Raw genomic sequence first — 26612 nt, forward strand, 5'->3', positions numbered from 1 at the left:
GCATGGCCAGTACAACTTTTACATTAAGCCGCGACACTTTCGGCAAGCTGGTGATGACGGACGCGGACGGCCAGGTCTTTGAAGGCGTGGCGCCCGTGCGCGCCTTCCCCATCCAGTCGCCCGACGAAGGCATTTCGCTGGTGCTGGGCAATGGCAAGGAAGTGGCGTGGATCGATCGCCTCGACGACTTGCCCGAGCCGGCGCGCAGCCTGCTGCAGGAAGAGCTGGAAGGGCGCGAATTCATGCCCGAGATCGCGCGCGTGAAAAGCGTTTCCAGCTTCGCCACGCCGTGCACCTGGCATGTCGATACGGACCGGGGCGAGACGCAGTTCGTGCTCAAGGGGGAGGAAGACATCCGCCGCATCGGCGCCACGTCGCTGCTGATCGCCGACAACCACGGCATCCACTTTTTGATACGCGACATGTTCAATATCGACAAGACGACGCGGAAGATACTCGACCGCTTCCTGTAAGCGGCGGCAACTGAAGCGCAAGGGAAGGAAGAGCGGCGCCTGCAGTAACTGCAGGCGCCGTTTTTTTATTGGAACGCCACCTCTGCAAAGCTGCGCAGTTTGCGGCTGTGCAGCCTGTCCACGCCCTGGCGGCGCAGCAGTTCCACGGCGCGGATGCCGATGCGCAGATGCTGGTCTACCCGTTCGCGGTAGAAGTGGTTGGCCATGCCGGGCAACTTGATTTCGCCGTGCAGCGGCTTGTCGCTGACGCACAGCAGGGTGCCGTACGGGACGCGGAAGCGGAAGCCGTTGGCGGCAATCGTCGCGCTTTCCATGTCCAGTGCGATGGCGCGGCTCTGGCTGAAACGGCGCTCCGGCGTGCGCTGCGGCAGCAGTTCCCAGTTGCGATTGTCCGTGCTGGCCACGGTCCCCGTGCGCATGATGTGTTTCAAGTCATGACCCGTCAGCTGGGTGATTTCCGCCACGGCCGTTTGCAGCGCCTGCTGGATCTCCGCGAGCGGCGGTATCGGCACCCACAGCGGCAAGTCTTCGTCGAGCACATGGTCTTCGCGCACATAGGCATGCGCTAGCACGTAGTCGCCCAGGCTTTGCGTGGTGCGCAAGCCCGCGCAATGGCCCAGCATCAGCCAGGCGTGCGGGCGCAGCACGGCGATGTGGTCGGTGATGGTCTTGGCATTGGCCGGTCCCACGCCGATATTGACCATGGTGATGCCGCTGCCGTCGGCGCGCAGCAAATGATAGGCCGGCATCTGCGGCAGACGTGGCGGCGCGGCGCCCAGCGCATCCTCGCTTTCCACCGTCTGTCCCACGCGGCGCGTGACCACGTTGCCCGGTTCGACAAAGGCGATGTAGCCGTCGTCGTCCGACGGCGCTTGCGCGTCGGGCGCACGGTCCATCATGGCGTGCCCCAGGCGGATGAATTCGTCGATGTAGAACTGGTAATTGGTAAACAGGACGAAGTTCTGGAAATGCTGCGGCGAGGTGCCGCTGTAGTGGCGCAGGCGCTGCAGCGAGTAATCGACGCGCGGACCCGTGAACAGGGCCAGCGGCTGCGCTTCGCCATGCGCCGGTTCGTGCGTGCCGTTGGCGATGCCGTCGTCCATGGCCGACAGGTCGGGCAGGTCGAACAGGTCGCGCATGGCCAGGCGGCGGCCCGCATCCATATTGCCTTCGATATGGTCATGCTCGGCGAACGAGAAGTGCACGGGGATCGGCTGGGCGCTCACGCCCACTTCCAGGTGCACCTTCTGGCCGCTGTTATGATTTTTCAGCAGCAGGGTGAACTGGTCGAGGTAATAGTCGCCGAACAGGTCGGGGCGCGTCAGCGTGGTTTCAAACACGCCGGGACCGGCGACAAAGCCGTAAGCCAGCGGCGAGTCGGCGCGCGCCACGGTGTCCGTCTGGATGCGCACGAAGGGGTAGCAGGCGCGCACGCGCTCGTGCATGTCTTCGCCGGCGACAAAACGCTGCAGCGCATCGCGCAAGTGTTCGATGCTGCTGCGGTAAATGGCTTGCACTTGTTCCAATGCCAGGCGTGGATCGTCGAAGCGTGAGGAGGCGATGAAGGGGGGCGTAAGCAAGCTGATTCTCCTTGTAGCGGTTCGTGCATATCATTGTAAGGCAGCGCGGCAACTCTTGTGGGTGCATCTTGGGCCGCTTGACGGATTCAAATAGAATCTGTATTCTATTTGAATGGTCAGACTTGCAAAATTCAACGAAAATAACTTTATCGACAGCGCGATTGCCGTCGCCGCCCAGTGCGGCGTGGGCGCCGTGTCGATGGCCGCCATCGCCGTCAAGGCCGGCGCGCCCATCGGCTCCGTGTATCACCGCTTCGACTCGCGCAACGCCATCCTGGCGCGCGCCTGGCTGCGCGTGAAAAGCGATTTTCGCGAGGAAGTGGCCAGCCGCTGGCTCGGCGGCGACACCTGGGCCGGCGTGCATGGCTTGCTGGACTGGTGCCGGCGCAAGCCCGTGTATGCGCGCTTCCTGCTGCAATGCGCGGACAGTCCCGATTTCAACGGTGGCCTCAGCGAGGAGCTGGCCGCCGCCGTCGAGGAAGAGCAGGCTGCGCTCGACGCCTGCTTTGTCCGCTGCGCCGAAGCCATGCCCGCCACCACGGAGCTGGACCTGGACCATATGCTGCTCAAGTTCGTGCTGATCGACGCCCCCGTGGCCGTCGTCAAGCCTTACCTGACCCAGGAGCGGCCGATACCGGCCAGCGTCGACGCCATGCTGCGCGCCTCGCACGATGCTGTGCGCGGCTGGGCCTCACACACCACATCACACTAACAAAGAAGAAATCCATGCGCTATTCCACCCAGCTTGAACACGGCAAGAAAATCCCCCTGCATGACGAAGAAGGTTTCATCGGCATGCGCGCGGCCGGCCGCATCGCCGCCGACACGCTCGACTACATTACGCCGTTTGTCAAACCTGGCGTGTCGACGGCCAAGCTCGACGCCCTGTGCGAAGAATTCATGCGCGCCGCCGGCGCCATCCCCGGCACCATCGATTACCACGGCTACAAGCACGCCAGCTGCATCTCCGTCAACCACGTGGTCACGCACGGCATCCCGTCGGAAACGAAAATCCTGAAAGTGGGCGACATCCTCAATATCGACGTGACGCCGAAGTTCCAGGGCTGGTTTGGCGACACCAGCCGCACCTTCAAGGTGGGCGCCGTCTCCATCCTGGCCAACCGCCTCGTCAACACGGCGTATGAAGCCATGATGGCCGGCATCCACACCGTGCGCCCTGGTGCGACCTTGGGCGACGTGGGCGCCGCCATCGAGGCGGTGGCCAAGGCGCAGGGCTTTTCCTCCGTGCGCGACTTCTGCGGCCATGGCGTAGGCCAGGTCTTCCACGACACGCCGCAGGTGCTGCACTATGGCCGCGCCGGCACGGGCATCGTGCTCGAACCGGGCATGATCTTTACCATCGAGCCGATGCTTAACGTGGGCAGCTACCAGGTCAAGGTCTTGCCGGACAAATGGACGACGGTGACGAAAGACCGTTCGCTGTCGGCGCAGTTCGAGCACTCGCTGGCCGTGACGGAAACGGGCTTTGAAATCTTCACCCTGACCGGTTTGACCGACCCGCTGGTGTAGGCATGGATGACGCGCGCCGGCAGCAGCTCATCGAGATCGTCGCCGCGAAAGCCGGCGTGGATGCGGCTTGCGCGGCGCGCCACCTGGCACTGCATGATGACGAGGTGGCGGCTGCCTTGCGCGGCATCGACGCCGAGCGCTACACGCTGACGCAGCGCCTGCTGAACAAGTACCGGCGCGACCCGGAAGACGCGCTGCAGCACGTGGTGCTGGCCGTGCAGCAGCAGGAGCAGATCGGCACGGACAGTGTGCTGCGCGCCGGGCGCATCGCGGCCCTGTCGCCGCCTGTCGCCGGCGTGGTGATGCTGGCCGAGTGGCTGGCCTATGTGGACTGGGAAGGCTACGACAGCGCCCTGTACGCGAATGTCGAAGCGGTGGCGGCGTTCATCGCCGGTGCATTGGAGCTGCCCGAGGTGGCCGCCAACCTGCTGCAGACGCACGATGCAGCCGTGTTTGAAGCGCAGCGTCCTGCGCTGGCGACAGCAGCCTTGCTGTTCATCGAGGGCCACATCGCGCTCTTCCCCTGACGGTAGCCTGCGTCTTGCAATGGCAGCAAATACGGTAGCCCCATTTTAAAGATTGACGCAAGAGCGATTTTCCCGAAGATATCTATACCGAGCCGTCCGCCGGCGTGCACACAACCTGGGAGTCTTGACCGGCATGGCCGGCATCAGGACGGGCACGCGCGGCCAGATCGCCATGGCGTCCGGCACGACGACAGTGGACGCCACCAGTTTCGAACTGGTGGCCAAGCGCGGTTCGACGGCCTACGGAATCTGTTCGAACCCCTTCCTTGAACACGCGTTCACCACCGTCGAATACCGCATCAAGGTCGATTTCCACGCCGATGGCACCTGGGGCTACGACGAAGATACGGCCATGCTGATCCGTGGCAAGGATGAACCGTTCCACCACACGGACCGCAACCTGCTGACGAGAATCGGCGAGCCGACGCCGAACCCGATGGCCTTGCGGGCGCTGGCGGCAGCATAAAAATCGGAAGCGGCGGTTCTTGCCGCCATTCTGTTGGAGCGCCTGAAAAATGCTCAGGGCTAGGCGCGTTGCCGCAGGCAGTACGAACGTACGGCCAGGCAATGCAACAACGCCATGGGCTTTTTCTCAGGTGCTCCTTAAGGCTGTCCCTGGGCTACCGCCTTGATCGCGCGCTCCTCGCCCATGGCGGCGGCGATCTTCCAGCGCTGCATGGCGCTGGCCCGGTCGGGGCGTTTCAAGCCCGCGCCTTCCCAATCCATTAACCCCAGGTTGTAGATATCGCCTGCGCTGCCCTTGTCGGCGGCCAGGGTGAACCATTTGCGCGCTTCCTTGTGGTTGACGGGAATCTGGTAGCCGCGCACGTTGTACAGGCCCAGCAAATGCATGGCTTGCGCATTGCCCTTGTTCGCGGCCTGTTTCAGCAGGTCCAGCCCGCGCGCCATGTTGCGCGCTTCCTGCCAGCCTTCGGCCAGCATCACGCCTTTCGCCGTCAGCGCATAGCTGTCGTTCTTCACCAGGCCCTTGCCGATCAGGGGCTTGGCGGCTACCTGCCGCGCTTCGCGTTGCTGCGCCGTTGGCGCTGTAACGGGGCCGGGCTTGCCTTCGCCCATCAGCAGCATCCAGCCATATAAACCATACGCGCCCGCATCGCCCTTGCCGACCAGGCTATCCAGCATGGCCAGCGCCTGCACCTTGTCGCCATTTTCATACAGCTTGACGGCCTTGGCGCTGCTTGCGTCCTGCGGCACGGCGGCCGGCGCATGGGGTGCGACGGGCGCCGACGCCATGGCCGCCTGCTGCGGCGGCGGAGCGGGGCGCACGCGCACGGGCAAGCCATAGCTGGCGGCCAGCACGGCCAGGCTGGCGGGGGCGAGGATCAGCACTTGCGCCAGCTGGTTGCGGCGGCCCTTGCCGGCGATGCCCATGGCGCGTTCGGCTTGCTGCTGGCCGCCCAGCGCTTCGCTCAGCACGTTTTTTACCTTGCGGTTGAACAGCCAGTAGCCGGCGCCCGTGACGAGCAAGCCTGCGACGGCGGCGGCACCGCGCCCGGCGAAGTACCAGGTGGCGATGGCGGCGGCCAAGGCGACCAGCGCGCTTTTCCACCAGAACTGCTTCGCCAGGCGCGTGTAGACCTGGCGCAGGGCGCCCAGCACGCAGGTGCGCACATTCTGCGCGTACTCGGCGGAGACGACATCGACGTGCGCGTGGTCCGCGTCGCCGCTGAGGACAGACTCGATCACATCCGCATTCAGTTCCGAGGCGGCCACGTCGCGCAGTGGCGTCAATAGCCCTTGCACGTGGGCCGAGAACAGGCCGTCGTCGGCGCTGCCGGCCAGCGCGTCGCTGAGGGCCTTGAGGTCGCCGCGCAGCAACTTTTCCACGATGTCGTCCAGCGTCAGCCAGCGCAAGTCCGTGCCATACGCCACCAGGTGATGTTTTTCTGCGTTGCAAGATGCATCCAGGCGCACGATGCGCAGCTTGCCCCCGTACAGTGCGTCGACTTCCTGCGGCTGGTCTTCGTTGTAAATGCTCACTTTCGCCAGGGCCATGCTGCTGGCAATGGCCGCCAGTGAGTGCACGCTCTCCTTGTCGCGGATGCGGCGCGCATCGTCGGGGGCCTGCTTGGGCAGGCTGACGCTGTAGCCGGGCGCCACGTGCACGTCGACCCAGGCCGCCTTGCCCACCTTGGCGGAACCGTCGCAGGGATTGCAGCGCAAGTCGCCCACGCCGCTGCAGGTACGGCAAGTCACGCTGCCGCTGGCGCGGCAGGTGCCGCAATTGATGTTGCCGGAACCGTGGCAGCTATTGCACGTGACCTTGCCGTAGCTGCAATGATAGCAATTGCGATGCTCGGTGCGGTATTGCGTGCGCGTTTCGCTGTGGTAGCTGGTGTGCGAGCTGCCGTTGCTGTAGGTGGTAGTGGGCACTTGCACCGTCACGTAATCGGTGACTTGCTCGGAAACGGTGCCGCTGCCGCTGCAATACGAGCAAGACACCTTGCCGCTGCCGTAGCAGCCATAGCCGTCACAGCTGACGGTGCGCCCGCCGTGGCAGCTCCAGCAGGTTTCCGTGGTCAAACCGTGGCAGGTATGGCAGCTGATGCGGCCTTTTCCATGGCAGTTGCTGCAGGTGTCCAGGTGCCAGTACTTGACGGCATGCGGCAGGTAGACGCCCGCCTCGACGCCATTGTAGGCCTGGCCCGCCTGGCGCAAGGCATTGTCGAGCTTTGCCGCCGCGCGGCGCAGGCGTTCCTTTTCCTGCGCGTGGGCGAGTGCTCCCACCTCGTGGGAAGCACAGTGGCAGTCATTGCCCGATGGAGTGAAATAGCCATTGATGACGCGCTGCTCGAAGCGCGCTTCGAGCGCGTAGTTCGCTTGCAAGGAAAAATCCTGCAGCACATCTTCCTCGCTCAAGGGGGTGATGTCCTGCGGCTCGAAACGCGTCTTGTCCTGCACCAGGGTGCGCAGCTTGCCCAGGACGGTGGGAATCTCCTCCTTGTCCAGGCGGGTGGGTGCTGGCGCCGTCACGGCCGTTGCTGATGCCTGGGGCATGTCCTCGCTGCCTTGGGTATCGGTGGCCGTCTCGGTGCTGGGGTTCATGCGCGTCCTTTTGCTCTCTGGAAAGATGTTTTAATTTTAGCATCCCCATATGACAAACCATGACAAAGCGGACGCGCTTTTTCAGCGCAGGCCGCGGCGGAACTGGTCCGGCGTGCCGCCGCTCTGGCGGCGAAACATGGCGATGAAGGCGGAAGCCGTGCTGTAGCCCAGTTCCAGCGCGATGGTCTGCACGGTTTCTCCCTGTTCCAGCAGGGGCAGGGCAGCCAGGAAACGCTGGCGCTGGCGCCATTCGCCGAACGGCATGCCCAGTTCGCGCTGGCAGCGGCGCGCCAGCGTGCGCTCGGTGACATGCAATCGCGCGGCCCACTCGGCCAGTGAGCGGTTACTGCCGGGATCTGCCTGCAGGGCCGCCAGCAGCGCCGCGATGACGGGCTCGTCGCTGCCCGGCAGATAGTTGCGGCTGCACGGCGCCAGCTGCAACTGGTCGACCAGCACTTGCGCCAGGCGCTGGTCGGCCAGAGTGGCGGGCGTGGTGACGCCCCGTGCGGCAAAGTCGCCGAGGATGGCTTTCAGCAAGGGACTCAGCACCAGCGCGCACGGCTGCGCCGGCAGTTGCGCGCACAGGCTGGCATCGATGTAGGCCGAGTGAAACACCACATCCTGGCGAATATAGCCGTCGTGCAAGGTCTCGGGCGGTATCCATACGGCGTACTGGGGCGGCGACAGGTAGCGCTGGCCCGCCACCATGATTTCCATCACGCCCGTGGAGCAATACGTGAGCTGGCCCCAGGGATGGCTCTGGTAATCGAATTGCTGGTGCGCGTGATAATCGTCGAGGCGAAAGTATACGGGGTAGGGCAGGGTGTCGGAAACGGCGGGGAAATGCTGGTTGCTGGCCATATTGTCCTGTTCATCGCATCGTTTGTCCGGTATGCATTATATCCATGGAATCGGACCATGCGAAAATGGCAGTCATTGAATAATGGAGTTTCTCGCATGCAAGCCAAGCATTATCTGCTTCCCGTGATCGCCGTGCTGATCTGGGCCATCAATACCATCGTCAGCAAGCTGGCCGTGGGCGTGATCGACCCGGCCGCTATCTCGTTTTATCGCTGGCTGCTGGCCGGCGTGCTGCTGGCGGGGGTCTTTGGCCGCGCCGTGTGGAAGCAGCGGGCCGTGGTGCAACCGTATCTTGGGAAACTATTTGTGTTGGGCATGCTGGGCATGGTCATGTACCAGTGCCTCGCGTATATCGCTGCGCAAACGACGACGGCCACCAATATGGGCATATTGGCGTCCATGATGCCGCTGCTGGCCGTGGGCCTGTCCGTGCTGCTGTTGAAAGAGGCGCCCACCGTGGGCGGCGTGTTTGGCGGCCTGGTGTCGCTGCTGGGACTCGGCTATCTGCTCAGCCATGGCGACCCGGCAGCCCTGATCTCCCATGGCGCGGCCACGGGCGATGCCCTGATGCTGCTGGCCTGCCTGTCGTATGCCGGTTACGGCGTGCTGCTCAAGCGCTGGAAGATTCCCATGGATAACTGGCATTCGCTGCTGATCCAGGTCTGGTGCGCCGTGCCCGTGCTGTTCGTGTATTACCTGAGCCAGTCCGCGCCGCCCGTCACCAGCGCCGGCTTGCCGCTGGTGCTGTTTGCCGGCATCCCAGCCTCCATCATCGCGCCGTTTTTGTGGATGCATGGCCTGGCCAAGCTGGGTCCCAGCCGCGCCACGACATTGATGAATCTGTTGCCCGTGTTCACGGTGATCATCGCCATGCTGTTCCTGGGGGAAACCCTGCACAGCTACGACGTGATCGGCGGCGGCGTGACCTTGCTGGGCGTGGTGATGGTGCAAACCCTGAAACGCCCCCTGCGCCGCCGCGCCAGCGTCTAGTTTTTTTGCTATGCTGATGCTTTGAACAAGGAGGCAGCATGCATGGCATCGACACTCTGTTGAGCGAGCTCGAAGCATTCGGTAGCAGCAACGACGCCTTGCACGGGGAGCGCGCCAGGCGCATGCTCAACATCACGCGCGACACGGGCGAGCTGCTGGCCGTGCTGGTGCACGCGCGTGGTGCGCGCCGGGTGCTGGAAATCGGCACCTCGAACGGTTACTCGACCCTGTGGCTGGCGCGCGCGGCGCGTTCGCTGGGTGGCAGCGTGGTAACGGTGGAAAAGGCGCAGGACAAGTTCGACATGGCGCATGCCAACTTTGTGCGCGCGCAATTGCAGGGCGTGGTCAAACAGTTGCTGGCCGACGCGGGCGACGTGCTGCGCGATGCGCTCGATGGCGCATATGATTTCATCTTTCTCGATTCCGCGCGCCAGCAATACGCCCTATGGTGGCCGCAGCTGGACCGCGCGCTGGCGGCCGGCGGCATGCTGGTCGTCGACAACGCCAGTTCGCATTACGCGGACATGGCGGGCTTCCTTGACGCCATCCGCGCCGACAGCCGCTACACGACGTGCCTGGCGACTGTCGGCAAGGGCGAATTCATCGCCGTCAAGGCAAGCAACTAGCTATTCACCCGGCGACGATCGCCGCTTCGAGCACGCGCACCAGCGATTCGACGCCTTGCGCGTCGACATCGTCAAAGCGTCCCGTCAACGGGCTGTCAAGGTCGAACACGCCGATGATCTGGTCGTTCGCAAAGACGGGCACCACCAGTTCCGAGCGGGAATTGACGTCGCAGGCGATGTGGCCGGGAAACGCGTGCACATCCTGCACGACGATGGACTTGCCTTCGACCACGGTGGTGCCGCACACGCCGCGGCCCTTTTTGATACGGATGCAGGCCGGCTTGCCCTGGAACGGCCCCAGCACCAGTTCCTCACCCGTGAGGAAATAAAAGCCGGCCCAGTTGAGGCCCGGCATCGTGTTGAAGACCAGCGCGCTGAAGTTGGCCGTATTGGCGATGAAATCGGTTTCGCCCGACAGCAACCCTTGCAGCTGCGAGCGCAGGTCCGCATACATGGCTAGTTTGGCTTCGGGGGTATCGGTGCCGTAGGCGGCGTCGCTGATGGTAAACGTCATGGTCGTGGTGGCGCACAAAATGGGGAAGGCGTCATGGTAGCGCGTCTGGCGCATCCGCGTGCAGCCCTCACTTTTTCAAATGCTCCAGCGCCAGCTGGCGCAGCAGGGGCAGGGCCGCATGGACGTGTTCCTGTCGCCAGGCCAGGCCGATGCCGGCCGCCAATTCCTCTCCCTCCACCAATTGCCGGTAGGCCACGCCAGCGAGGCGCAGCGCGCGGAACGAGTCGGCCAGCAACGCCATGCCCTTGCCGGCCGCCACGTCGCTGAGCAGCACATGGTGGTCCACGGCTTCGCGCACGAAGGCGGGCGCGAAGCCATGCCGGCGAAAAATTTCCTGGCAATGGTCGAAAAAGGCGGGTTGGCGCGCCCGTTCGAACCAGTAAATCGATTCTGCCGCGATGTCGTCCAGGCTGACCTTGCGCTTCTTCGCCAGGCGGTGGCCGGCGGGCAGGGCCAGCATCATGGGCTGGCGCGCCAGCGGCTGCACGGCCAGCTCGAAGGTGGCGCTGGGCAGGGCGAGCAGGGCCGCATCGAGCTGGCCCTTGCGCACGGCAGCCACCAGGCGCGGCGAGGGCGCCGCCGTCAGTTCCAGACGCATGGTGCCCAATTGTTTGCCCAATGCCGCCAGCAGAGGGCGGAACAGGCCCGCTTCCACCGAGCTGGTCAGGCCCAGGCGCAGGCGTGCGGGAGCGCTGTCTTGCCGCAGCGACGTTTGCGCGATATCAAGCAGATCGAGGATGTGCAGCGCCTGCGGCAGCAGGGTGCGGCCCGCCGGCGTCAGGGCCACGCCCTGGGTGTCGCGCTCGAACAATCGCGTGCCCAGCCGGTCTTCCAGCAGCCTGATGGCGCGCGACAGGGGCGGCTGGGTCATGTGCAGCTGTTCCGCCGCCTGGCGGAAGTTCAGGCAGCGCGCGACGGCGCAAAACAGGGTCAGGGCATGGGTATCGAGGGCTCTCATACCAGAAAGGTATCACGAAATTGCGCATTCCCTTGCAGGGCCTGCGCGGCGCAGACTGGCTGCCTTGACACTTGAGGGAGATCAACATGCAACAACGACGCATCGGCAATAGCGGCTTGAGCAGCTCGGCACTTGGCCTGGGCTGCATGGGCATGTCGGAATTCTATGGCGCCACGGACGAGGCGCAGTCACTGGCCACGCTGGAAGCGGCCCTGGCGGCGGGCGTGACCCTGTTCGACACGGCCGATGCCTACGGCTTTGGCCACAATGAGCAGTTGCTGGGACGTTTTTTGAGCAAGCACCGCGGGCAAGCCCTGGTCGCCACCAAGTGCGGCCTGGCGCGCGAGGCGGGCAGTTATGCGCGCCGCGTGGACAACTCGCCCGCCTATATTCGTCGGGCGTGCGTAGCGTCGCTGGCGCGCCTGGGCGTGGAGGCCATCGATCTGTTCTATCTGCACCGGCTGAACCTCGATACCCCGCTGGAAGACTCGATGGGGGCGCTGGCGCAACTGCGGCAAGAGGGCAAGATTCGCGCCGTGGGCCTGTGCGAAGTGAGCGCCGCCACCTTGCGGCGCGCAGCGGCGATTTGCCCCGTGGCCGCAGTGCAGAGCGAATACTCGCTGTGGACGCGCGAGCCGGAGCAGGGCGTACTGGCCGCCTGCCGCGACGTGGGCGCCAGTTTTTTTGCCTACAGCCCGCTGGGGCGCGGTTTCCTGACGGGCGCCATTGTCGATGCGGCCAGTCTCGATGCAGGCGACTTTCGCCAGTGTAATCCCCGCTTTGCCGCCGACAACCTGGCGCGCAACCAGGCCATCGTCGCGCAGGTCAGGGACCTCGCGTACGCAAAAGGCTGCACGCCGGCCCAGCTGGCGCTGGCCTGGCTGCTGGCCCAGGGGGACGACATCATCCCCATTCCCGGCACCAAGCGCACCGCCTATCTGCACGACAACCTCGGCGCGCTGGCCGTGCAGCTGGACGGGGCCGAACTGGCGGCGATGAACGCCGCCTTTCCCTTGGGCATGGCGGCGGGCGCACGTTATACGGACGAGGGCATGAAGGGCGTGGATGCTTGAAAAAAGGCGCGGGAGTGTACGCCAGCGTACCAAACTGACACTTTGCCTGCGGGATAATCGCTGGCGATCTGCTAGCATTTCGGCTGGCCTCGTGTACCCGCGAAGTGGTGCGCGGCAGGGGATGCAGCATGCATAGAAGGGTGGATGTCAAATTGCTAGACGATGATATTTTCGATATCGAACTGAAGTTATTGCTTGAAGGAATCTTGTTGAGATATCAGCACGATTTCCGCGATTATTCGGTGGCGTCGTTGCGCCGGCGCATGCGCCAGGCCATGGAGCGCTTCGGCTGTGCCAGCCTGTCGCAGTTGCAGGACCGCATCTTGCACGAGCCGGCCATGTTTGCGCAGATGCTGCAGTTTTTTACGGTGCAAGTGAGCGAGATGTTCCGTGATCCCGCGTATTTCCGCGCCTTGCGCGAAAAAGTCGTGCCCGTCCTGCACACCTATCCCTCCATCAAGATCTGGGTGGCCGGTTGCAGCAGCGGCGAAGAGGTCTGGTCGCTGGCCATCTTGCTGGAAGAGGAAGGCTTGTTGGAGCGCAGCATGATTTATGCGACCGATATCAATGTCGAGGCGCTGGCCGCTGCCGAAGCGGGTATCTATCCGGTCGAGCGTATCGCCCAGTTCAGCGAAAATTACCAGATGGCGGGCGGCAAGCGCTCCCTGTCCGACTATTACACGGCAGCCTACAAGGGCGCCATCTTTGACCGGCGCCTGCGGCGCCAGTTCGTCTTTGCCGACCATAGCCTGGCGACGGACAGCGTTTTTTCGGAGGTGCACATGGTTTCCTGCCGCAACGTCATGATTTACTTCAATAAAGACTTGCAAGACCGCAGCCTGGGCCTGTTCCACGAAGCGCTGGTGAACCGGGGTTTCCTGGGCCTGGGCATGAAGGAAAGCCTGCACTTTAGCCGCCATGCGTCCAGCTTCAACGAGCTGAGCCCGGCTGAACGCATCTTCCAGCGTGCCTGATATGTTGCCGACCTGCGAAGTGGCGCCACCCCCTGCCGGCCTGCGCCTGATCGCCATAGGTGCCTCGGCCGGTGGCGTGGAAGCGCTGGGCACCGTGCTGCGCGCCTTGCCCGCCACCTGCGGCGCGGCCGTGGTGGTGGTGCTGCACCTGGCGCCCGGCCGCTCCAGCCGCTTGCCACAGCTGTATGCGGAGCGCTGTGCGCTGCCCTTGCGCGAAGCGCAAGACAAGGAGCCCCTGCAAGGCGGCACTGTGTATTTTGCCCCGCCCGACTACCACCTGCAAATCGAACCCGATGGCTGTTTTTCCCTGTCGCAGGAAGAACCCGTGTATTTTTCGCGCCCGTCCATCGATGTCTTGCTGGAAACGGCTGCCTATGCCTACCGGCGCGCCATGCTGGCCATCATCCTGACGGGTGCTTCGGCCGATGGCGCGGCGGGACTGGCGCGCGTGCGGCAGCTGGGCGGCAGCGCCTGGGTGCAAGATCCGCAGCGGGCCAGTTGTGGCATCATGCCGGCCGCCGCGCTCAAGCGGGCCGGCGCCGACCGGGTGCTCGATTTGCCGCAGATGGCCGCCAGCCTGGCCTTGCTCGTTGATGGCGAACACAAGTGAGTGGGAGTGGAGCAGTGCGTGTAATATATGTGAAAAGTGAAACAATGTTGATGTCTATATCGAAACACGATGGCATCTTGCCGTTGCGATGCCTGAAGATGATTCCGTGACCGCCCCTATCCATATCCTCGTCGTTGACGACATTGCGCAAAACCTGGTCGCCGCCGAAGCCGTGCTGGCAAGGCCCGGTATTGTCATCCTGAAAGCAGATTCGGGCGCGCAGGCGCTGGAATTGCTGTTGACGCATGAAGTTGCACTTGCCCTGATCGACGTGCAAATGCCGCAGATGGATGGTTTTGAATTGGCCGAACTGATACGCGGCAGCGAACGCACGCGCGGCATACCCTTGATTTTCCTCACGGCCGCATCGCGCGAACCGAGCTACAGTTTCCGTGGCTACGAGGCGGGTGCCGTCGATTTCCTGTACAAGCCCATCGACGTGAAAGCCTTGCAAAGCAAGGTGGCGGTGCTGGTGCAGCTGTACCAGCAGAAACGCGAATTGTCGGCCCAGCTCGACGAACTCAAGCATGCGCTGCACCTCAATGAACTGTTCACGGCCGTGCTGGGCCACGACTTGCGCACCCCCCTGTCGGTGGTAATGAATGGCGCCATGTTGTTGCCGATGATGAGCGACCACCCGAAGGTCATCGTCACGGCGCAGCGCATCGAAAGCAGCGCCAAGCGCATGGCGCGCATGGTCGACCAGCTGCTGGACCTGGCGCGCATCCGTTCCGGCACGATGGAGTTGCGCAGCAGCACGCACGACTACCAGGTGCTGGCGCGCGCCATCGTCGAGGAATTCGAGACGGCCGGCCAGGCCCCGCTTGTCGAAGTCAGCAGTGTTGGCGAGCTGCACGGCCAATGCGATGCCGGCTTGCTATCGCAAGTCATTTCGAATCTCTTGTGCAATGCCCTCACCCATGGCGAGGCGGGCACGCCGGTGCAGCTGTCGATAGATGGGCGCGCCGCCGACAGTATTGAGTTGCGCATTGCCAATCGTGGCGTGATTCCCGCCGCCTTGCTGCCGACCCTGTTCGAACCGTTCCAGCAAGCGGGCGAGAAGCGCAGGACGGGGCAGGGCCTGGGACTGGGCCTGTACACGGTGAACATGTTCGTCAAGGCGCATGGTGGCACTGTCGAGCTCAGTTCGACGGCCACGCAGGGCACGGTGGCGACGGTGCGCATCCCGCGCCAGTGCCAGGTGCGCGTGCAAGCGGGACTGGCCACATGAGCGCGCCAGCCTGGCCGCGCGGCGGCGGCAGTATGGGCGAGCTGGTGCGCCAGCATGACTGGTCCGCCACCAGCCTGGGCGCGCTTGAAGACTGGCCGGCCAATTTGCGCACCAGCGTCGACATCATGCTCAATTCGCCGATGGCGATGGTGCTGATGTGGGGGCCGCAGCACGTCATGATTTACAACGACGACTACATCCAGATCGCCGGGGAGCGCCATCCGGCGGCGCTGGGCGGCACGGTGCCCGCCGTCTGGCCCGAAATCTGGGACTGGAACGCGCGCATCCTCGAAGCGGGACTGCGTGGCGAGACGCAGGTGCACCGCGAGCGCTGTTTGCCGCTGTTGCGTGATGGAAAAGCGACGGATGTTTGCTTCGACCTGTTTTATGCGCCCGTGCATGGCGCCGAGGGCCAGGTGGACGGCGTGCTGTGCACGGCGCTGGAATTGACGGCGCGCATGGAAGAGGGGCGCCAGCTGAAGCTGGCCACTGCCGAGCTGGGCCAACTCAACACCACCTTGCAGAAGGAGAGCGAGGCCGTGCGCGCGGCCAACCGCCGCCTGGGCGAGGAGCGCGCGCTGCTGCGCGCCCTGTTCCAGCAGGCGCCCAGTTTCATGGCCCTGCTACGCGGGCCGCAGCACGTGTTTGAATTGGCGAATGAACATTATCTGCGCCTGGTGGGGCGCCTCGAACTGGACCTGCTGGGAAAAACCGTCGAATCGGCCTTGCCCGAAGTCAAGTCGCAGGGCTTCATCGAACTGCTCGACCAGGTCTACCGCACGGGCGAGCCCTACGAAGGGCGGCAGGTGAAGGTGGATTTGCAGACGGCGGACGGGCGCACGGGCCAGCGCCAGATCGATTTCATCTACCAGCCCATCAAGGATGACGAGGGCGTGGTGACGGGCATCCTCGTCGAGGGCATCGATGTCACCGAGCGCATGGAAGCCGAGGAACGGCTGCGCCTGGCCCAGCAGGCGGGCGGCATCGGTACCTTCGAATGGTTCCCCGAGACGGGCGCGATGCTGGTGTCGCCTACCTTCCGCCGCCTGTGGGGCCTTGCCGACGAGGAGGAAGTGACGGAACGCCTGCTGGTGAGCCTGGTCGATGCGCGCGACCAGCAAAAGGTCGGACCCAGCAAGCTTGATCTGGCGCCCAATCCTCTCGAATACGTGGAATATCGCATCCGCCGCCCTGCCGATGGTGCGTTGCGCTGGATTGCGCGCCAGGGCGAGGTGGTGGCTGGCCGCGTGCCGGGCCAGCGCCGCTACGTGGGCGTGTCGTTCGACGTGACGGAGCGGCGCCAGATCGAGGATGAACTCAACGCCAGCCAGGAGCGCATGTCGGCCATTTTCGGCCAGGCCTCCGTGGGCTTGTCCGAGCTGGGCCTCGATGGCAGTTTCCAGCGCGTCAACGGGGCCCTGTGCCGCATGCTGGGGCGTTCCGCAGAAGAGCTGCTGAGCCTAAACATGAACGACATCATGCATCCGGCGGACGTGCCTGGCAACAGCGTGCTGTTCCAGCGCCTGGTGGAAACGGGCGAGTCGTTCTCGCTGGAAAAGCGCTATTTGAAGCCCGACGGCTCGCAAGTGTGGGTGTCGAGCAATGTCAGCCGCCTGCTGGACGAGCAGGGGCAAACGCGCTCCTTGATCGCCGTCAAGACGGACATCACGGACCGGCGCCGCGTGGAAAAGGCGTTGCATGAGTTGAACGAAACGCTGGAACACCGTGTCGAACAGGAAGTGGGTGAGCGCACCAAGGCGGAAGATGCCTTGCGCCAGGCGCAAAAGATGGAAGCCGTGGGCCAGTTGACGGGCGGCATCGCGCACGATTTCAACAATGTGCTGCAAATCATCTCCGGTAATTTGCATTTGCTGCAGCACCTGACGGGCACGGATGGCTTGATGCGCCAGCGCCTGGACACGGCGATTGCCGCCGTCGAGCGGGGTGCCAAGCTGTCGTCGCACCTGTTGGCGTTTGCGCGGCGTCAACCTTTGAAACCCGTGGTGGCCGACCTGGCGCGCGTGGTGCGCAACATGGATGCGCTGCTGCGGCGCGCCCTGGGCGAAGCGATCGACATCGTGCTGGTGGGCGGCGGCGGGCTGTGGAATACCCTGGTCGACCGCAGCCAGATCGAGAACGTCATCCTCAACCTGGCCATCAATGCGCGCGACGCCATGGATGGCGTGGGCAAGCTGACCATCGAGCTGGGCAATGTGGTGCTCGACGAACAGTATGTACACAAGCTTGTTGACGTACCGGCGGGCCAGTACGTGATGTTGTCGGTGACGGACACAGGCCGCGGCATGAGCGGTCCCGTGCTGCAGCGCGCGTTCGAGCCGTTTTTTACCACCAAGCCGGAAGGCGCGGGCACGGGCCTGGGCCTGTCGATGGCATATGGTTTCGTCACGCAAAGCCGCGGCCATATTCGCATTTACAGTGAACCTGGCGTGGGCACGGGAGTCAAAATCTATTTGCCCCGCTCCCTCATGGCCGAAGCGGACGAGGAACTGGAATTGAGCGGCGTCGTCACGGGCGGCACGGAAACGGTGCTGGTGGTGGAAGACGACGTGGGCGTGCGCACCACCGTGGTCGACATGCTGGGCGCGCTCGGCTATACGGTGCTGAAAGCCGAGGATGGCGAAAGCGCGCTGGCCGTGCTGCACAGCGGTGCGCAGATCGACTTGCTGTTTACGGACGTGATCATGCCGGGTCCCGTCAGCAGCACGGAAATGGCGCGCCAGGCGCGCGAGTTGCAGCCCGACATCGCCGTATTGTTCACCTCGGGCTATGCGCAAGACATCATCGTGCACGAGGGCAGGCTCGACGCGGGGGTGGAATTGCTCAGCAAGCCTTACCGGCGCGAAGAGCTGGCGCGCAAGCTGCGCCATGTGCTGGCCAACCGCCAGCAGCAAATGCGTGCGCGCCAGTTTGAACGGTCCGGCGCGCCGGTGGCCAGCTCTGCGGCAAACGGCAGCACGGCGGCCAGCGTGCTGGGGAGCGGCACGCCAGGGCTCGATTTGACGGGCCACGCTTTGGTACCGCAGGGTGACATGCCGACATCGATGAAAATACTCGTGGTGGAAGACAATCTCGATTCCCAGCTGATGGTGTGCGAGCTGGTGGGCATGCTGGGCCACACGGTCAGCGGCGTCTCCGATGGCGAGGCGGCGTGGGAATTGCTCAACGAGCAAGACTTCGATATCCTGTTTACCGATGTCAGCTTGCCCGGCATGTCCGGCATCGCGCTGGCACGCATGGTGCTGCGCGATAAGCCGGGCATGCGCATCATCTTTTCCACGGGCTATGGCAAGGAGTCAATGGATGAATTGGGCTTTTCCGCCAGTGTCTTGCGCAAACCCTATGATTTGACGGAATTACAAGCAGCACTCGACCAACCCTGACGGGCACGGCCTGCCTGTCTTACCTGCAGAGACACACATGACTCCTGAACTGACCATGCTGGGCTGTACTCTGGTGCTGGCGCTGGTGCAAATCCTGCTGCCCGCGCTGTTCCGCACGCGCGAAACCGGCACGGCGTATAACGTGAGCGCGCGCGACGGCGACGGGCCTCCCGTGGGCAAGATCACGGGCCGCTTGCAGCGGGCCCAGGCGAACCTGTTTGAAACCCTGCCCCTGTTTGCTGCCGCCGTGCTGATCGCCCATGTCACGGCGCAGGAAAGCGCGCTGACACTGTACGGCGCGGCCTTGTACCTTGCCGCCCGCGTGCTCTACCTGCCCCTGTACGCGTTTGGCGTGCCCGTCGTGCGCACGCTGGTGTGGTGCGTGTCGATTGCCGGCTTGCTGATGGTCTTCTGGGCCATCCTGTTCGCTTCCTGAAGTCCTACGCGGGCTGTAGCAGCCGTCCTATGGCGGTGCGCCGGGCCCGGCCATAAAGTGAGGGCAAGCTGGCGGCTGGCGCCGGCATGTCAGGGACCGGACCATGATGACGAGCACCACTTCCGCAACGCAAGAGTCGGGCAGCGCCCGGCAGCGCAAGATCCAGCGCCTGCTGCGCTCCGTATTTGGCGTGGCGCGGCTGCGCGCGGGCCAGCAGGAAGTGATCGACAGCGTGCTGGCCGGGCGGGACACCCTGGCCATCATGCCCACCGGCAGCGGCAAATCGCTGTGCTACCAGCTGCCCGCCGCGCTGTTGCCCGGCGCGACCCTGGTGGTGTCGCCGCTGATCTCGCTGATGAAAGACCAGCTGGAAAAGCTGCAGCAGTTGGGCATCACGGCCGTGCAGCTCAACAGCAGCCTGTCGCGCGCCGAGGACGATGCCGCCATCGCCCGCATAGCCCAGGGTGGCCGGCTCATCATCTTTTGCACACCGGAACGTCTCACCAATCCCGCCTTCCTGTCCCTGCTGGGCGCCGCGCCGCCCAGCCTGGTCGTCATCGATGAAGCCCATTGCATTTCCCGGTGGGGCCACGACTTCCGTCCCGCCTACCTGGAAATTGCCGCCGTCCTGCGCGCGCTGGGCCGCCCGCCCGTGCTGGCGTTGACGGCCACGGCCACAGGGGAAGTGATGGCCGATATCGACGCGCAACTGGAAGCGCGCAAGCTGCAGATCATCAATACGGGCATCTACCGCGCCAATTTGCGCTACCGCGTGATCCAGGTCACCAATGCCGGAGAAAAACAGGATGAAGTCTTGCGTCTGCTGCGCGAGACACCCGGCGTGGGCATCGTGTATGCGGCCACCGTCAAGGCCGTCGAGGATCTGACGGCGCGGCTGGAGGATGTGGGCGAGAGCGTCACGTGCTACCACGGCAAGCTGGCGGCGCGCGAGCGCCAGCTCCACCAGGACTTGTTCATGGGCGGCGAACGCCGCATCATGGTGGCCACCAACGCCTTCGGCATGGGCATCGACAAGCCCGACACGCGCTTCGTGATCCATTTGCAGGTGCCGGCCAACCTGGAAGCGTACTACCAGGAATCGGGCCGGGCGGGGCGAGATGGCTTGCCCGCCGACTGTACCTTGCTGTACTTCCAGCAAGACAAGCGGGTCCAGCAATTCTTCCTGGCCAAGCACTATCCCACGGAAGGCGAACTGGCCGCCATCGTCGCGGCAGCGCAAGAGCTGCCGGCCACCTTCGCTTTTGCTGCGCTGGCATCGGGCTTGCCGGAGTTTTCCGATGGCCACTTGAAGGTCTGCCTGAAACTGTTGAAAGACGGCAAGTTGCTGCGCCAGGACCGCAAGCTGGGCTACAGCCTGAAAGCGCCCACGGCCAAGTCGCTGTCATACGCTCAACTGGCGCACATCTATGTCGACAAGCAGGAGCGCGACAGGCAGGCGCTCGAGCAGATGGTGGCGTATGCACAAAGCGGCTTTTGCCGCTGGAAATTGCTGCTCGAGTATTTTGGTGATGCGGATGATTTCAAACGCTGTTGCACTTGCGATAATTGCCAGTCGCCGCCCGCGCTGGCCGCACCCATCACCCTGGACGAGTTGCCGCCAGCGCCTGCTCAGGCGCAGTCGACGTCTCCCCTGCTCGCCGTGGGCAGCCGCGTGCGCGTGCCCCGTTACCAGGTCGGCACCGTCCTGTTGGTGGCGGGCGACCAGGTCACGATTGCGTTTCCGGAAAACACCACGCGCACCTTCATGGCCGAGTTTGTCGCGCCGGCTTGAATCCATTGTGCGCTGTCGAACAGTGATCGAGCGAAAGAGCGCTAGAATCAGCCCATTCCAACGCGGTTTTTTTTTAACGTAGGGAGCTGGGCATGGCGGACATGGTAGTGGTGCGCAAGGAAGGCTTGTATTGCGTGCCGGGGCAGTTCTACATCGACCCGTGGCGCCCTGTCGAGCGCGCCATCATCACGCATGCGCATGCCGACCATGCGCGCGTGGGCCACCGGCATTACCTGTGCGCCAGCGACGGCGTCAAGGTGCTGCAGGCGCGCCTGGGCGCCGTTTCCATCCAGGGTCTCGCGTATGGCGAGACCATCGAACACCACGGCGTGCAGGTTTCGCTGCATCCCGCAGGCCACGTGCTCGGTTCTGCCCAGGTGCGCATGCAGCACGGCGGCCAGGTCTGGGTGGCGTCCGGCGACTACAAGCTGCAGCCCGATCCTACCTGCGCACCGTTCGAGCCCGTGCGCTGCGATACGTTTATCACGGAATCAACCTTCGGCCTGCCCATCTACCGCTGGCAGGCGCCGCAGGAAATCCATGACGACATCAACCAGTGGTGGCGCAGGAATGCGGCCGAAGGACGCACCAGCGTGCTGTTCTGCTATGCCTTTGGCAAGGCGCAGCGCATCCTGGCGGGTCTGGACGCCACCATCGGTCCCATTATCTGCCATGGCGCGGCGCAGGCATTGACGCAGGTCTACCGCGAGTCCGGTGTGGCCTTGCCGGCCACCGTGATGGTGGGCGATGCCAACGACAAGGCGGCCTTGAAGATGGCCATGGTGATCGCGCCGCCGTCGGCCGCCGGCTCGCCGTGGATGAAGCGCTTCGGCGACTACAGCGATGCGTTCGCCAGCGGCTGGATGCTGCTGCGCGGAGCGCGCCGGCGGCGCGGCGTGGACCGGGGTTTCGTGCTGTCCGACCATGCCGACTGGCCAGGCCTGATGCAAGCCATCCAGGCCACGCAGGCCGAACGCATCATCGTCACGCACGGCTCGATACCCGTGATGGTGCGCTGGCTGCAGCAGAATGGCTGGCAGGCGGGCGGCTTTGAGACGGAGTATGGCGATGACGAAGCCGATGACAGTGCGCCTGGTGCTTCCACGGCGGCGGAGGACGTCACCCATGCGTGAATTTGCCCGGCTGTACGCGGAACTCGATGAAACCACGTCCACCAGCCGCAAGCTGGCGGCGCTGCAAGCCTATTTTCGGGACGCATCACCCGAGAATGCGGCCTGGGCCGTGTACTTCCTGGCCGGCGGCAAGCCGCGCCAGGCCGTGCCCACCAAGTTACTGCGCGAATACGCGACCGAACGCGCGGGCCTCGACGCCTGGCTGTTCGACGAGGCCTACCACGCCGTGGGCGACCTGGCCGAAACCATCGCCCTGATCCTGCCCGCGCCCGCCAGGCGCAGCGACATCGGCCTGGCCGAGTGGGTCGAGCAGCGCATCGCGCCCTTGCGCGGCGCGGCGCCCGAGACCATCCGCGCGGCCCTGCTGGCGTACTGGGACGAGCTGGAAACGCGCGAACGTTTTCTATTGATCAAGCTGATCGGCGGCGGCTTTCGCGTGGGAGTCTCAAAACTGCTGGTGACGCGCGCGCTCGCCAGCATCGCCGCCGTGGACAGCAAGCTGATCGCGCAGCGCCTGATGGGCTGGACCGATGGCAAGGTCAGCCCCACGGGCGCGGGCTTCCTCAAGCTGACCGGCGCGCAGTCGGATGACGAACATGCGTTGCGCGGCGGCCAGCCTTACCCCTTCTTCCTGGCACACCCCTTGCAGGCGCCACCGGAGACACTGGGCGACCTTGCCGACTGGCTGGTCGAATGGAAATACGACGGCATGCGCGCGCAGCTGCTGCGCCGCGATGGCGTCAACTGGCTGTGGTCGCGCGGCGAAGAATTGATCACGGAGCGGTTTCCCGAATTGGCGCAGCTGGCCTTGCCGGAGGGTACGGTGCTCGATGGCGAAATCCTCATCTGGCAGGCGGGCGACGTGCCGGCACCATTTTCCGATTTGCAACAACGCATGGGCCGCAAGACGCTGCCTGCCAAGCTGCTGGCCGAATTGCCGGCCGTGCTGGTCGCCTACGATGTGCTGGAAATGGATGGCGTGGATGTCCGCCAGCTGCCCCAGTTGGAACGGCGTGCGTTGCTGGAAACCTTGGTGGCGCAGGTGGGTGCGCCGACGCTGCGTCTGTCGCCGCGCATCGCCGCGGCAAGCTGGGACGCGCTGGCGGCCATCCGCAGCGAATCGCGGGCGCGCGGCGTGGAAGGCTTGATGCTCAAGGCCGTCTCGGCCGCATATGGCGTGGGCCGCACGAAAAACGTGGGCACCTGGTGGAAATGGAAGATAGCCCCGTATGCCATCGACGCCGTGTTGATCTACGCCCAGGCGGGCCACGGCCGGCGCGCGTCGCTGTACACGGACTACACGTTCGCCGTGTGGGATGGCGAGCATGGCGAGGAACGCAAGCTGGTGCCCTTCGCCAAGGCGTACTCGGGCCTGACGGATGCGGAAATCGGCCAAGTCGACGCGGCCATCCGCAAGACCACCATAGAAAAATTCGGCCCCGTGCGCAGCGTGCAGCCAACCATGGTGTTCGAGATCGGTTTCGAAGGCATCGCCGCCTCCAGCCGCCACAAGGCGGGCATCGCCGTGCGCTTTCCCCGCATCCTGCGCCGGCGTGTAGACAAGGCCATCGCCGACGCGGATACCCTGGCCACCCTGAAGGCCATGCTGGCGACCGCTGCATGAGCAAGCGATGAGCAAAAGCACGCTGGCGCAGCGCATCGATGCCTGGTTTGCCGGGCGCGGCTGGACGATCTTTCCCTTCCAGCGCGCCGTCTGGCGCACCGCCGCACAGGGTCGCTCCGGCCTGCTGCATGCCAGCACGGGGTCCGGCAAGACGTATGCCGTCTGGTTCGGCGCCTTGCTACGCGCGGGGCGGATGGAGCGCAAGAGTCGAAAACAGGGTTTGCGCGTGCTGTGGATCACGCCCATGAGGGCGCTGGCGGCCGACACCGTGCGCGCATTGCAAGCATCGGGCGCGGATCTTGCTCCCGGCTGGCGCATCGAGGCGCGCACGGGAGATACCAGCGCCGCCCAGCGGGCGCGCCAGGCGAAAGCCTGGCCCGAGGTGCTCGTCACCACGCCGGAAAGCCTGTCCCTGATGCTGAGCCAGATGGACGCCCAAGAACGCTTCAGCCTGCTGGAAACCGTGATCGTCGACGAGTGGCATGAATTGATGGGCAGCAAGCGCGGCGTGCAGGTGCAGCTGGCGCTGGCCCGCTTGCGCCGCTGGCAGGAAAACCTGATGACGTGGGGCTTGTCGGCCACCCTGGGCAATTTGCAGCAGGCGCAGGATGTCTTGCTGGGCGAGGAAAACGCCGGCGTGCTGGTGGAAGGTAAAGTCAAGAAGCGCATCCTCGTCGACAGCCTGATTCCTGTGAACCCCACGCGCTTTCCCTGGGGCGGGCATTTGGGCATCCAGATGCTGCAGCCTTTGATTGCCGAGATCGAGGCCAGCGCCACCACCCTTGTGTTTACAAATACGCGTTCGCAGGCCGAGCTGTGGTACCAGCACCTGCTCGATGCGCGGCCGGACTGGGCGGGATTGATCGCCCTGCACCACGGTTCGCTGGACCGCGAAGTGCGCGAGTGGGTCGAGCAGCATTTGAAAACGGGCGAACTGAAAGCCGTCGTATGCACGTCCAGCCTGGACCTGGGCGTCGATTTCCTGCCCGTCGAGCGGGTGCTGCAGGTGGGCAGCGCGAAGGGCATCGCGCGCCTGGTGCAGCGGGCCGGGCGCAGCGGCCACGCGCCGGGACGTATTTCGCGCGTCACCCTGGTGCCCACCAACAGCCTGGAATTGCTGGAAGCGGCCGCTGCCCGCGCTGCCTTGGCGCAGGGCCACCTGGAAGCACGCCCCGTGCCGGACAAGCCGCTCGACGTGCTGGTGCAGCACCTGGTGACGATCGCCCTGGGCGGCGGCTTCGAGTCGCCGGCCCTGTACGACGAAGTGTGCGGCGCCTGGTCGTATCGCCACCTGACGCCAGACGAGTGGCAATGGGCGCTCGATTTCGTCGCCCGCGGCGGGCAAAGCCTGACCGTGTATCCGGAATACCGGAGAGTGCTGCCCGATGAGGACGGTGTGTACCGCGTGCCGGATGCAGCCCTGGCGCGGCGCCACCGCATGAGCATCGGCACCATCGTGTCGGAGGCGGCGATCCAGGTCAAGTTCCTCGGCGGCGCCCGCATCGGCAGCATCGAGGAATCGTTCATTGCGCGCCTGAAGCAGGGCGACCATTTTTTGTTTGGCGGGCGCATCCTGGAATTCGTGCGCGTGCACGAGATGACGGCGTATGTGCGGCGCGCAACAGGCAGCCGGGGCGCCGTGCCGCGCTGGCAGGGCGGCAAGATGCCGCTGTCGTCGGAATTGGCGCATGCCGTGCTGGACCAGTTGCAGCTGGCGCAGGAAGGCCGTGCCAGCGGGCCGGAAATGCGCGCGCTGGCGCCGCTGCTGGCCATCCAGCAGACATGGTCCAGCCTGCCCACGCGCGCCAGTCTGCTGATGGAAACCTTGTCCAGCCGCGAAGGCCAGCATCTGTTCGTGTATCCGTTTGCGGGCCGCTCGGTGCACCTCGGCCTCGCTTCCCTGCTGGCCTACCGCATCGCGCGCGTGCAGCCGGCAACCTTGTCGATCGCCGTCAACGATTACGGCTTTGAATTGCTGGGCGGGGACGACATTGATTTTGCGCCACTGTTGACTGCCGACAGCGGCGCCGATCTTGCCCTGTTCAGCACGGACAACTTGCTCGAGGACGTGCTGGCCAGCCTGAACGCGACGGAATTGTCGCAGCGGCGCTTCCGTGAAATCGCCCGCATCGCCGGCCTCGTATTCCAGGGCTATCCGGGCCAGCCGAAAAGCGCGCGCCAGTTGCAGGCCTCGTCCTCGCTGTTCTTTGAAGTGTTCCGCAAGCACGACGCGGCCAATTTGCTGCTCACGCAGGCGCAGCGCGAAGTGCTGGAGCAGGAACTGGAACTGACGCGCTTGCGCGCCACCTTGCGCGAGCTGCACGGCCGGCGCATCAGCCTGCAGCCTTTGGAGCGCGCCTCGCCGTTTGCCTTCGGTCTCATGGTCGAGCGTTTCCGCGAACAGCTGACGACGGAAAAACTGTCGGACCGGGTGGCGCGCCTGGTGAGCGCGCTGGAAAAGGCGGCCGCATGAATGGCCAGCGCGCAGCGCATTGCGTGGTGGAACTGGCTGGCGAGCTGGTGTGGCTGCTGGCGGACAAGGCCGTGTATTGGCCGGCGCGCAAGATGCTGATTATCGCCGACATCCATTTCGGCAAGGCGGCCGCGTTTCGCGCGCTGGGCGTGCCCGTGCCGCGCGGCACCACCACGCAAAACCTGCTGGCGCTGGACGCCTTGCTGGCCAGCCATGTTTGCGAGGAAATCGTCTTTCTCGGCGACTTCCTGCACGCGCGCGCCGCGCATGCGGACGCCACCGTGGCGGCCATGCTGGCCTGGCGCACGCGCCATCCGGACGTGCGCCTGACGGTGGTGCGTGGCAACCACGATGCGCATGCGGGCGATCCGGCCAGCGCACTGGGTATCAGCCTGGTGGACGAACCGCACAGCGTGGGCAATCTTTCCTTCTGCCATCACCCGGACACCGTCGCGCCTGGCTATGTGCTGGCTGGTCACGTGCATCCCGTGCTTCACTTGCGTGCGGACAGGAAGGGCTTGCGCCTGCCATGTTTCCTGCTGGGCCGGCAGCGTGCCATTTTGCCATCGTTTGGCGCCTTTACGGGCGGCCATGCGGTGCAGCCAGCCGCTGGCGAGCGCGTGTATGTGACGGCGGACGCGGCGATTTTCCCGCTACCCGCTAACTGCTGAGTGTCTGGTACTTTTGGTGGAAAACTGAAAGTAACTGCGCTACCGTGGGCGGGACTCATCCTACATGCG

22 protein-coding genes and 1 pseudogene are annotated in these 26612 nt (G+C 64.6%); 18 read left to right on the plus strand and 5 right to left on the minus strand.

Annotated features, from left to right (window positions below; translation table 11 throughout):
- Window positions 1-2: 2 nt before the first annotated feature.
- Entirely contained in the window at window positions 3-473 is a 471-nt protein-coding gene (locus ACQ4WZ_RS02300) for a cyanophycin metabolism-associated DUF1854 family protein (RefSeq protein WP_101482301.1), read from the plus strand.
- A 65-nt stretch (window positions 474-538) separates the two neighbouring features.
- On the opposite strand, the gene ACQ4WZ_RS02305 is transcribed toward ACQ4WZ_RS02300, so the two are convergent.
- Window positions 539-2053, minus strand: coding sequence for an AMP nucleosidase (locus ACQ4WZ_RS02305; RefSeq protein WP_101482300.1), 1515 nt, complete (start codon window positions 2051-2053; stop codon window positions 539-541).
- A gap of 112 nt (window positions 2054-2165) precedes the next feature.
- On the opposite strand from ACQ4WZ_RS02305, the gene ACQ4WZ_RS02310 reads away from it, so the two are divergent.
- From ACQ4WZ_RS02310 to ACQ4WZ_RS02325, 4 genes and pseudogenes are all read left to right on the plus strand, one after another.
- Window positions 2166-2765, plus strand: a complete 600-nt coding sequence (locus tag ACQ4WZ_RS02310) for a TetR/AcrR family transcriptional regulator (RefSeq protein WP_101482299.1) — start codon at window positions 2166-2168, stop codon at window positions 2763-2765.
- 14 nt (window positions 2766-2779) lie between these two features.
- The gene (gene map / locus ACQ4WZ_RS02315; protein ID WP_101482298.1) at window positions 2780-3583 is read left to right on the plus strand and encodes a type I methionyl aminopeptidase; all 804 of its coding nucleotides are present in this window, start codon (window positions 2780-2782) and stop codon (window positions 3581-3583) included.
- Window positions 3584-3585: 2 nt separating this feature from the next.
- Window positions 3586-4110, plus strand: coding sequence for a hypothetical protein (locus tag ACQ4WZ_RS02320; RefSeq protein WP_436572480.1), 525 nt, complete (start codon window positions 3586-3588; stop codon window positions 4108-4110).
- A gap of 157 nt (window positions 4111-4267) precedes the next feature.
- Window positions 4268-4576: pseudogene (locus tag ACQ4WZ_RS02325) on the plus strand (FABP family protein); the annotation flags it as partial.
- Between the two features lie 137 nt (window positions 4577-4713).
- Here the strand turns inward: ACQ4WZ_RS02325 and ACQ4WZ_RS02330 are convergent.
- Both ACQ4WZ_RS02330 and ACQ4WZ_RS02335 read right to left on the minus strand, forming a co-directional pair.
- Window positions 4714-7176: a tetratricopeptide repeat protein gene (locus tag ACQ4WZ_RS02330; RefSeq protein WP_436572481.1), complete on the minus strand. Its 2463-nt coding sequence runs from the start codon at window positions 7174-7176 to the stop codon at window positions 4714-4716.
- A gap of 81 nt (window positions 7177-7257) precedes the next feature.
- Window positions 7258-8037 carry an AraC family transcriptional regulator gene (locus ACQ4WZ_RS02335; protein ID WP_101482295.1) on the minus strand — a complete coding sequence of 260 codons (780 nt, stop codon included), beginning with the start codon at window positions 8035-8037 and terminating at the stop codon, window positions 7258-7260.
- A gap of 96 nt (window positions 8038-8133) precedes the next feature.
- On the opposite strand from ACQ4WZ_RS02335, the gene ACQ4WZ_RS02340 reads away from it, so the two are divergent.
- Complete coding sequence (locus ACQ4WZ_RS02340) at window positions 8134-9027, plus strand: DMT family transporter (RefSeq protein ID WP_436572482.1); 894 nt, start codon at window positions 8134-8136, stop codon at window positions 9025-9027.
- A gap of 38 nt (window positions 9028-9065) precedes the next feature.
- A complete protein-coding gene (locus tag ACQ4WZ_RS02345) occupies window positions 9066-9653 on the plus strand; it encodes an O-methyltransferase (protein WP_436572483.1) in 588 nt (195 codons plus the stop codon).
- A gap of 4 nt (window positions 9654-9657) precedes the next feature.
- Here ACQ4WZ_RS02345 and ACQ4WZ_RS02350 read toward each other — a convergent pair whose 3' ends face one another.
- Together ACQ4WZ_RS02350 and ACQ4WZ_RS02355 are read right to left on the minus strand one after the other, a co-directional pair.
- The gene (locus tag ACQ4WZ_RS02350) at window positions 9658-10167 is read right to left on the minus strand and encodes a GAF domain-containing protein (protein ID WP_436573849.1); all 510 of its coding nucleotides are present in this window, start codon (window positions 10165-10167) and stop codon (window positions 9658-9660) included.
- 67 nt (window positions 10168-10234) lie between these two features.
- Window positions 10235-11125, minus strand: coding sequence for a LysR family transcriptional regulator (locus ACQ4WZ_RS02355; protein ID WP_436572484.1), 891 nt, complete (start codon window positions 11123-11125; stop codon window positions 10235-10237).
- Between the two features lie 86 nt (window positions 11126-11211).
- Between ACQ4WZ_RS02355 and ACQ4WZ_RS02360 the strand changes: the two genes are divergently transcribed.
- The 11 genes from ACQ4WZ_RS02360 (at window position 11212) to pdeM (ending at window position 26543) form a co-directional block, all read left to right on the plus strand.
- Window positions 11212-12198 (plus strand): aldo/keto reductase, encoded by a 987-nt coding sequence (locus tag ACQ4WZ_RS02360; RefSeq protein WP_436572485.1) that lies wholly within the window; start codon window positions 11212-11214, stop codon window positions 12196-12198.
- 128 nt (window positions 12199-12326) lie between these two features.
- On the plus strand, window positions 12327-13172 hold the full coding sequence (locus tag ACQ4WZ_RS02365) for a CheR family methyltransferase (RefSeq protein WP_166674712.1): 846 nt from the start codon (window positions 12327-12329) through the stop codon (window positions 13170-13172).
- A 1-nt stretch (window position 13173) separates the two neighbouring features.
- Entirely contained in the window at window positions 13174-13782 is a 609-nt protein-coding gene (locus ACQ4WZ_RS02370) for a chemotaxis protein CheB (RefSeq protein ID WP_436573850.1), read from the plus strand.
- Between the two features lie 106 nt (window positions 13783-13888).
- Window positions 13889-15013: a hybrid sensor histidine kinase/response regulator gene (locus ACQ4WZ_RS02375; protein ID WP_133989907.1), complete on the plus strand. Its 1125-nt coding sequence runs from the start codon at window positions 13889-13891 to the stop codon at window positions 15011-15013.
- Complete coding sequence (locus tag ACQ4WZ_RS02380) at window positions 15010-18414, plus strand: hybrid sensor histidine kinase/response regulator (RefSeq protein WP_436572486.1); 3405 nt, start codon at window positions 15010-15012, stop codon at window positions 18412-18414. Before ACQ4WZ_RS02375 ends, ACQ4WZ_RS02380 begins: the two co-directional genes overlap by 4 nt.
- 37 nt (window positions 18415-18451) lie before the next feature.
- Window positions 18452-18850 carry an MAPEG family protein gene (locus ACQ4WZ_RS02385; RefSeq protein ID WP_101482289.1) on the plus strand — a complete coding sequence of 133 codons (399 nt, stop codon included), beginning with the start codon at window positions 18452-18454 and terminating at the stop codon, window positions 18848-18850.
- A 103-nt stretch (window positions 18851-18953) separates the two neighbouring features.
- The gene (locus ACQ4WZ_RS02390; protein WP_436572487.1) at window positions 18954-20642 is read left to right on the plus strand and encodes a RecQ family ATP-dependent DNA helicase; all 1689 of its coding nucleotides are present in this window, start codon (window positions 18954-18956) and stop codon (window positions 20640-20642) included.
- A gap of 92 nt (window positions 20643-20734) precedes the next feature.
- The gene (locus ACQ4WZ_RS02395; protein WP_101482288.1) at window positions 20735-21775 is read left to right on the plus strand and encodes a ligase-associated DNA damage response exonuclease; all 1041 of its coding nucleotides are present in this window, start codon (window positions 20735-20737) and stop codon (window positions 21773-21775) included.
- On the plus strand, window positions 21768-23399 hold the full coding sequence (locus tag ACQ4WZ_RS02400) for an ATP-dependent DNA ligase (RefSeq protein ID WP_133989911.1): 1632 nt from the start codon (window positions 21768-21770) through the stop codon (window positions 23397-23399). The genes ACQ4WZ_RS02395 and ACQ4WZ_RS02400 overlap by 8 nt, the downstream gene beginning before the upstream one ends.
- Before the next feature lie 7 nt (window positions 23400-23406).
- A complete protein-coding gene (locus ACQ4WZ_RS02405; protein ID WP_436572488.1) occupies window positions 23407-25872 on the plus strand; it encodes a ligase-associated DNA damage response DEXH box helicase in 2466 nt (821 codons plus the stop codon).
- Complete coding sequence (pdeM, locus tag ACQ4WZ_RS02410; RefSeq protein WP_436572489.1) at window positions 25869-26543, plus strand: ligase-associated DNA damage response endonuclease PdeM; 675 nt, start codon at window positions 25869-25871, stop codon at window positions 26541-26543. Before ACQ4WZ_RS02405 ends, pdeM begins: the two co-directional genes overlap by 4 nt.
- Window positions 26544-26612 lie beyond the last annotated feature (69 nt).

The organism is Janthinobacterium darwini, assembly GCF_051380905.1.
Taxonomy (GTDB): domain Bacteria; phylum Pseudomonadota; class Gammaproteobacteria; order Burkholderiales; family Burkholderiaceae_D; genus Janthinobacterium.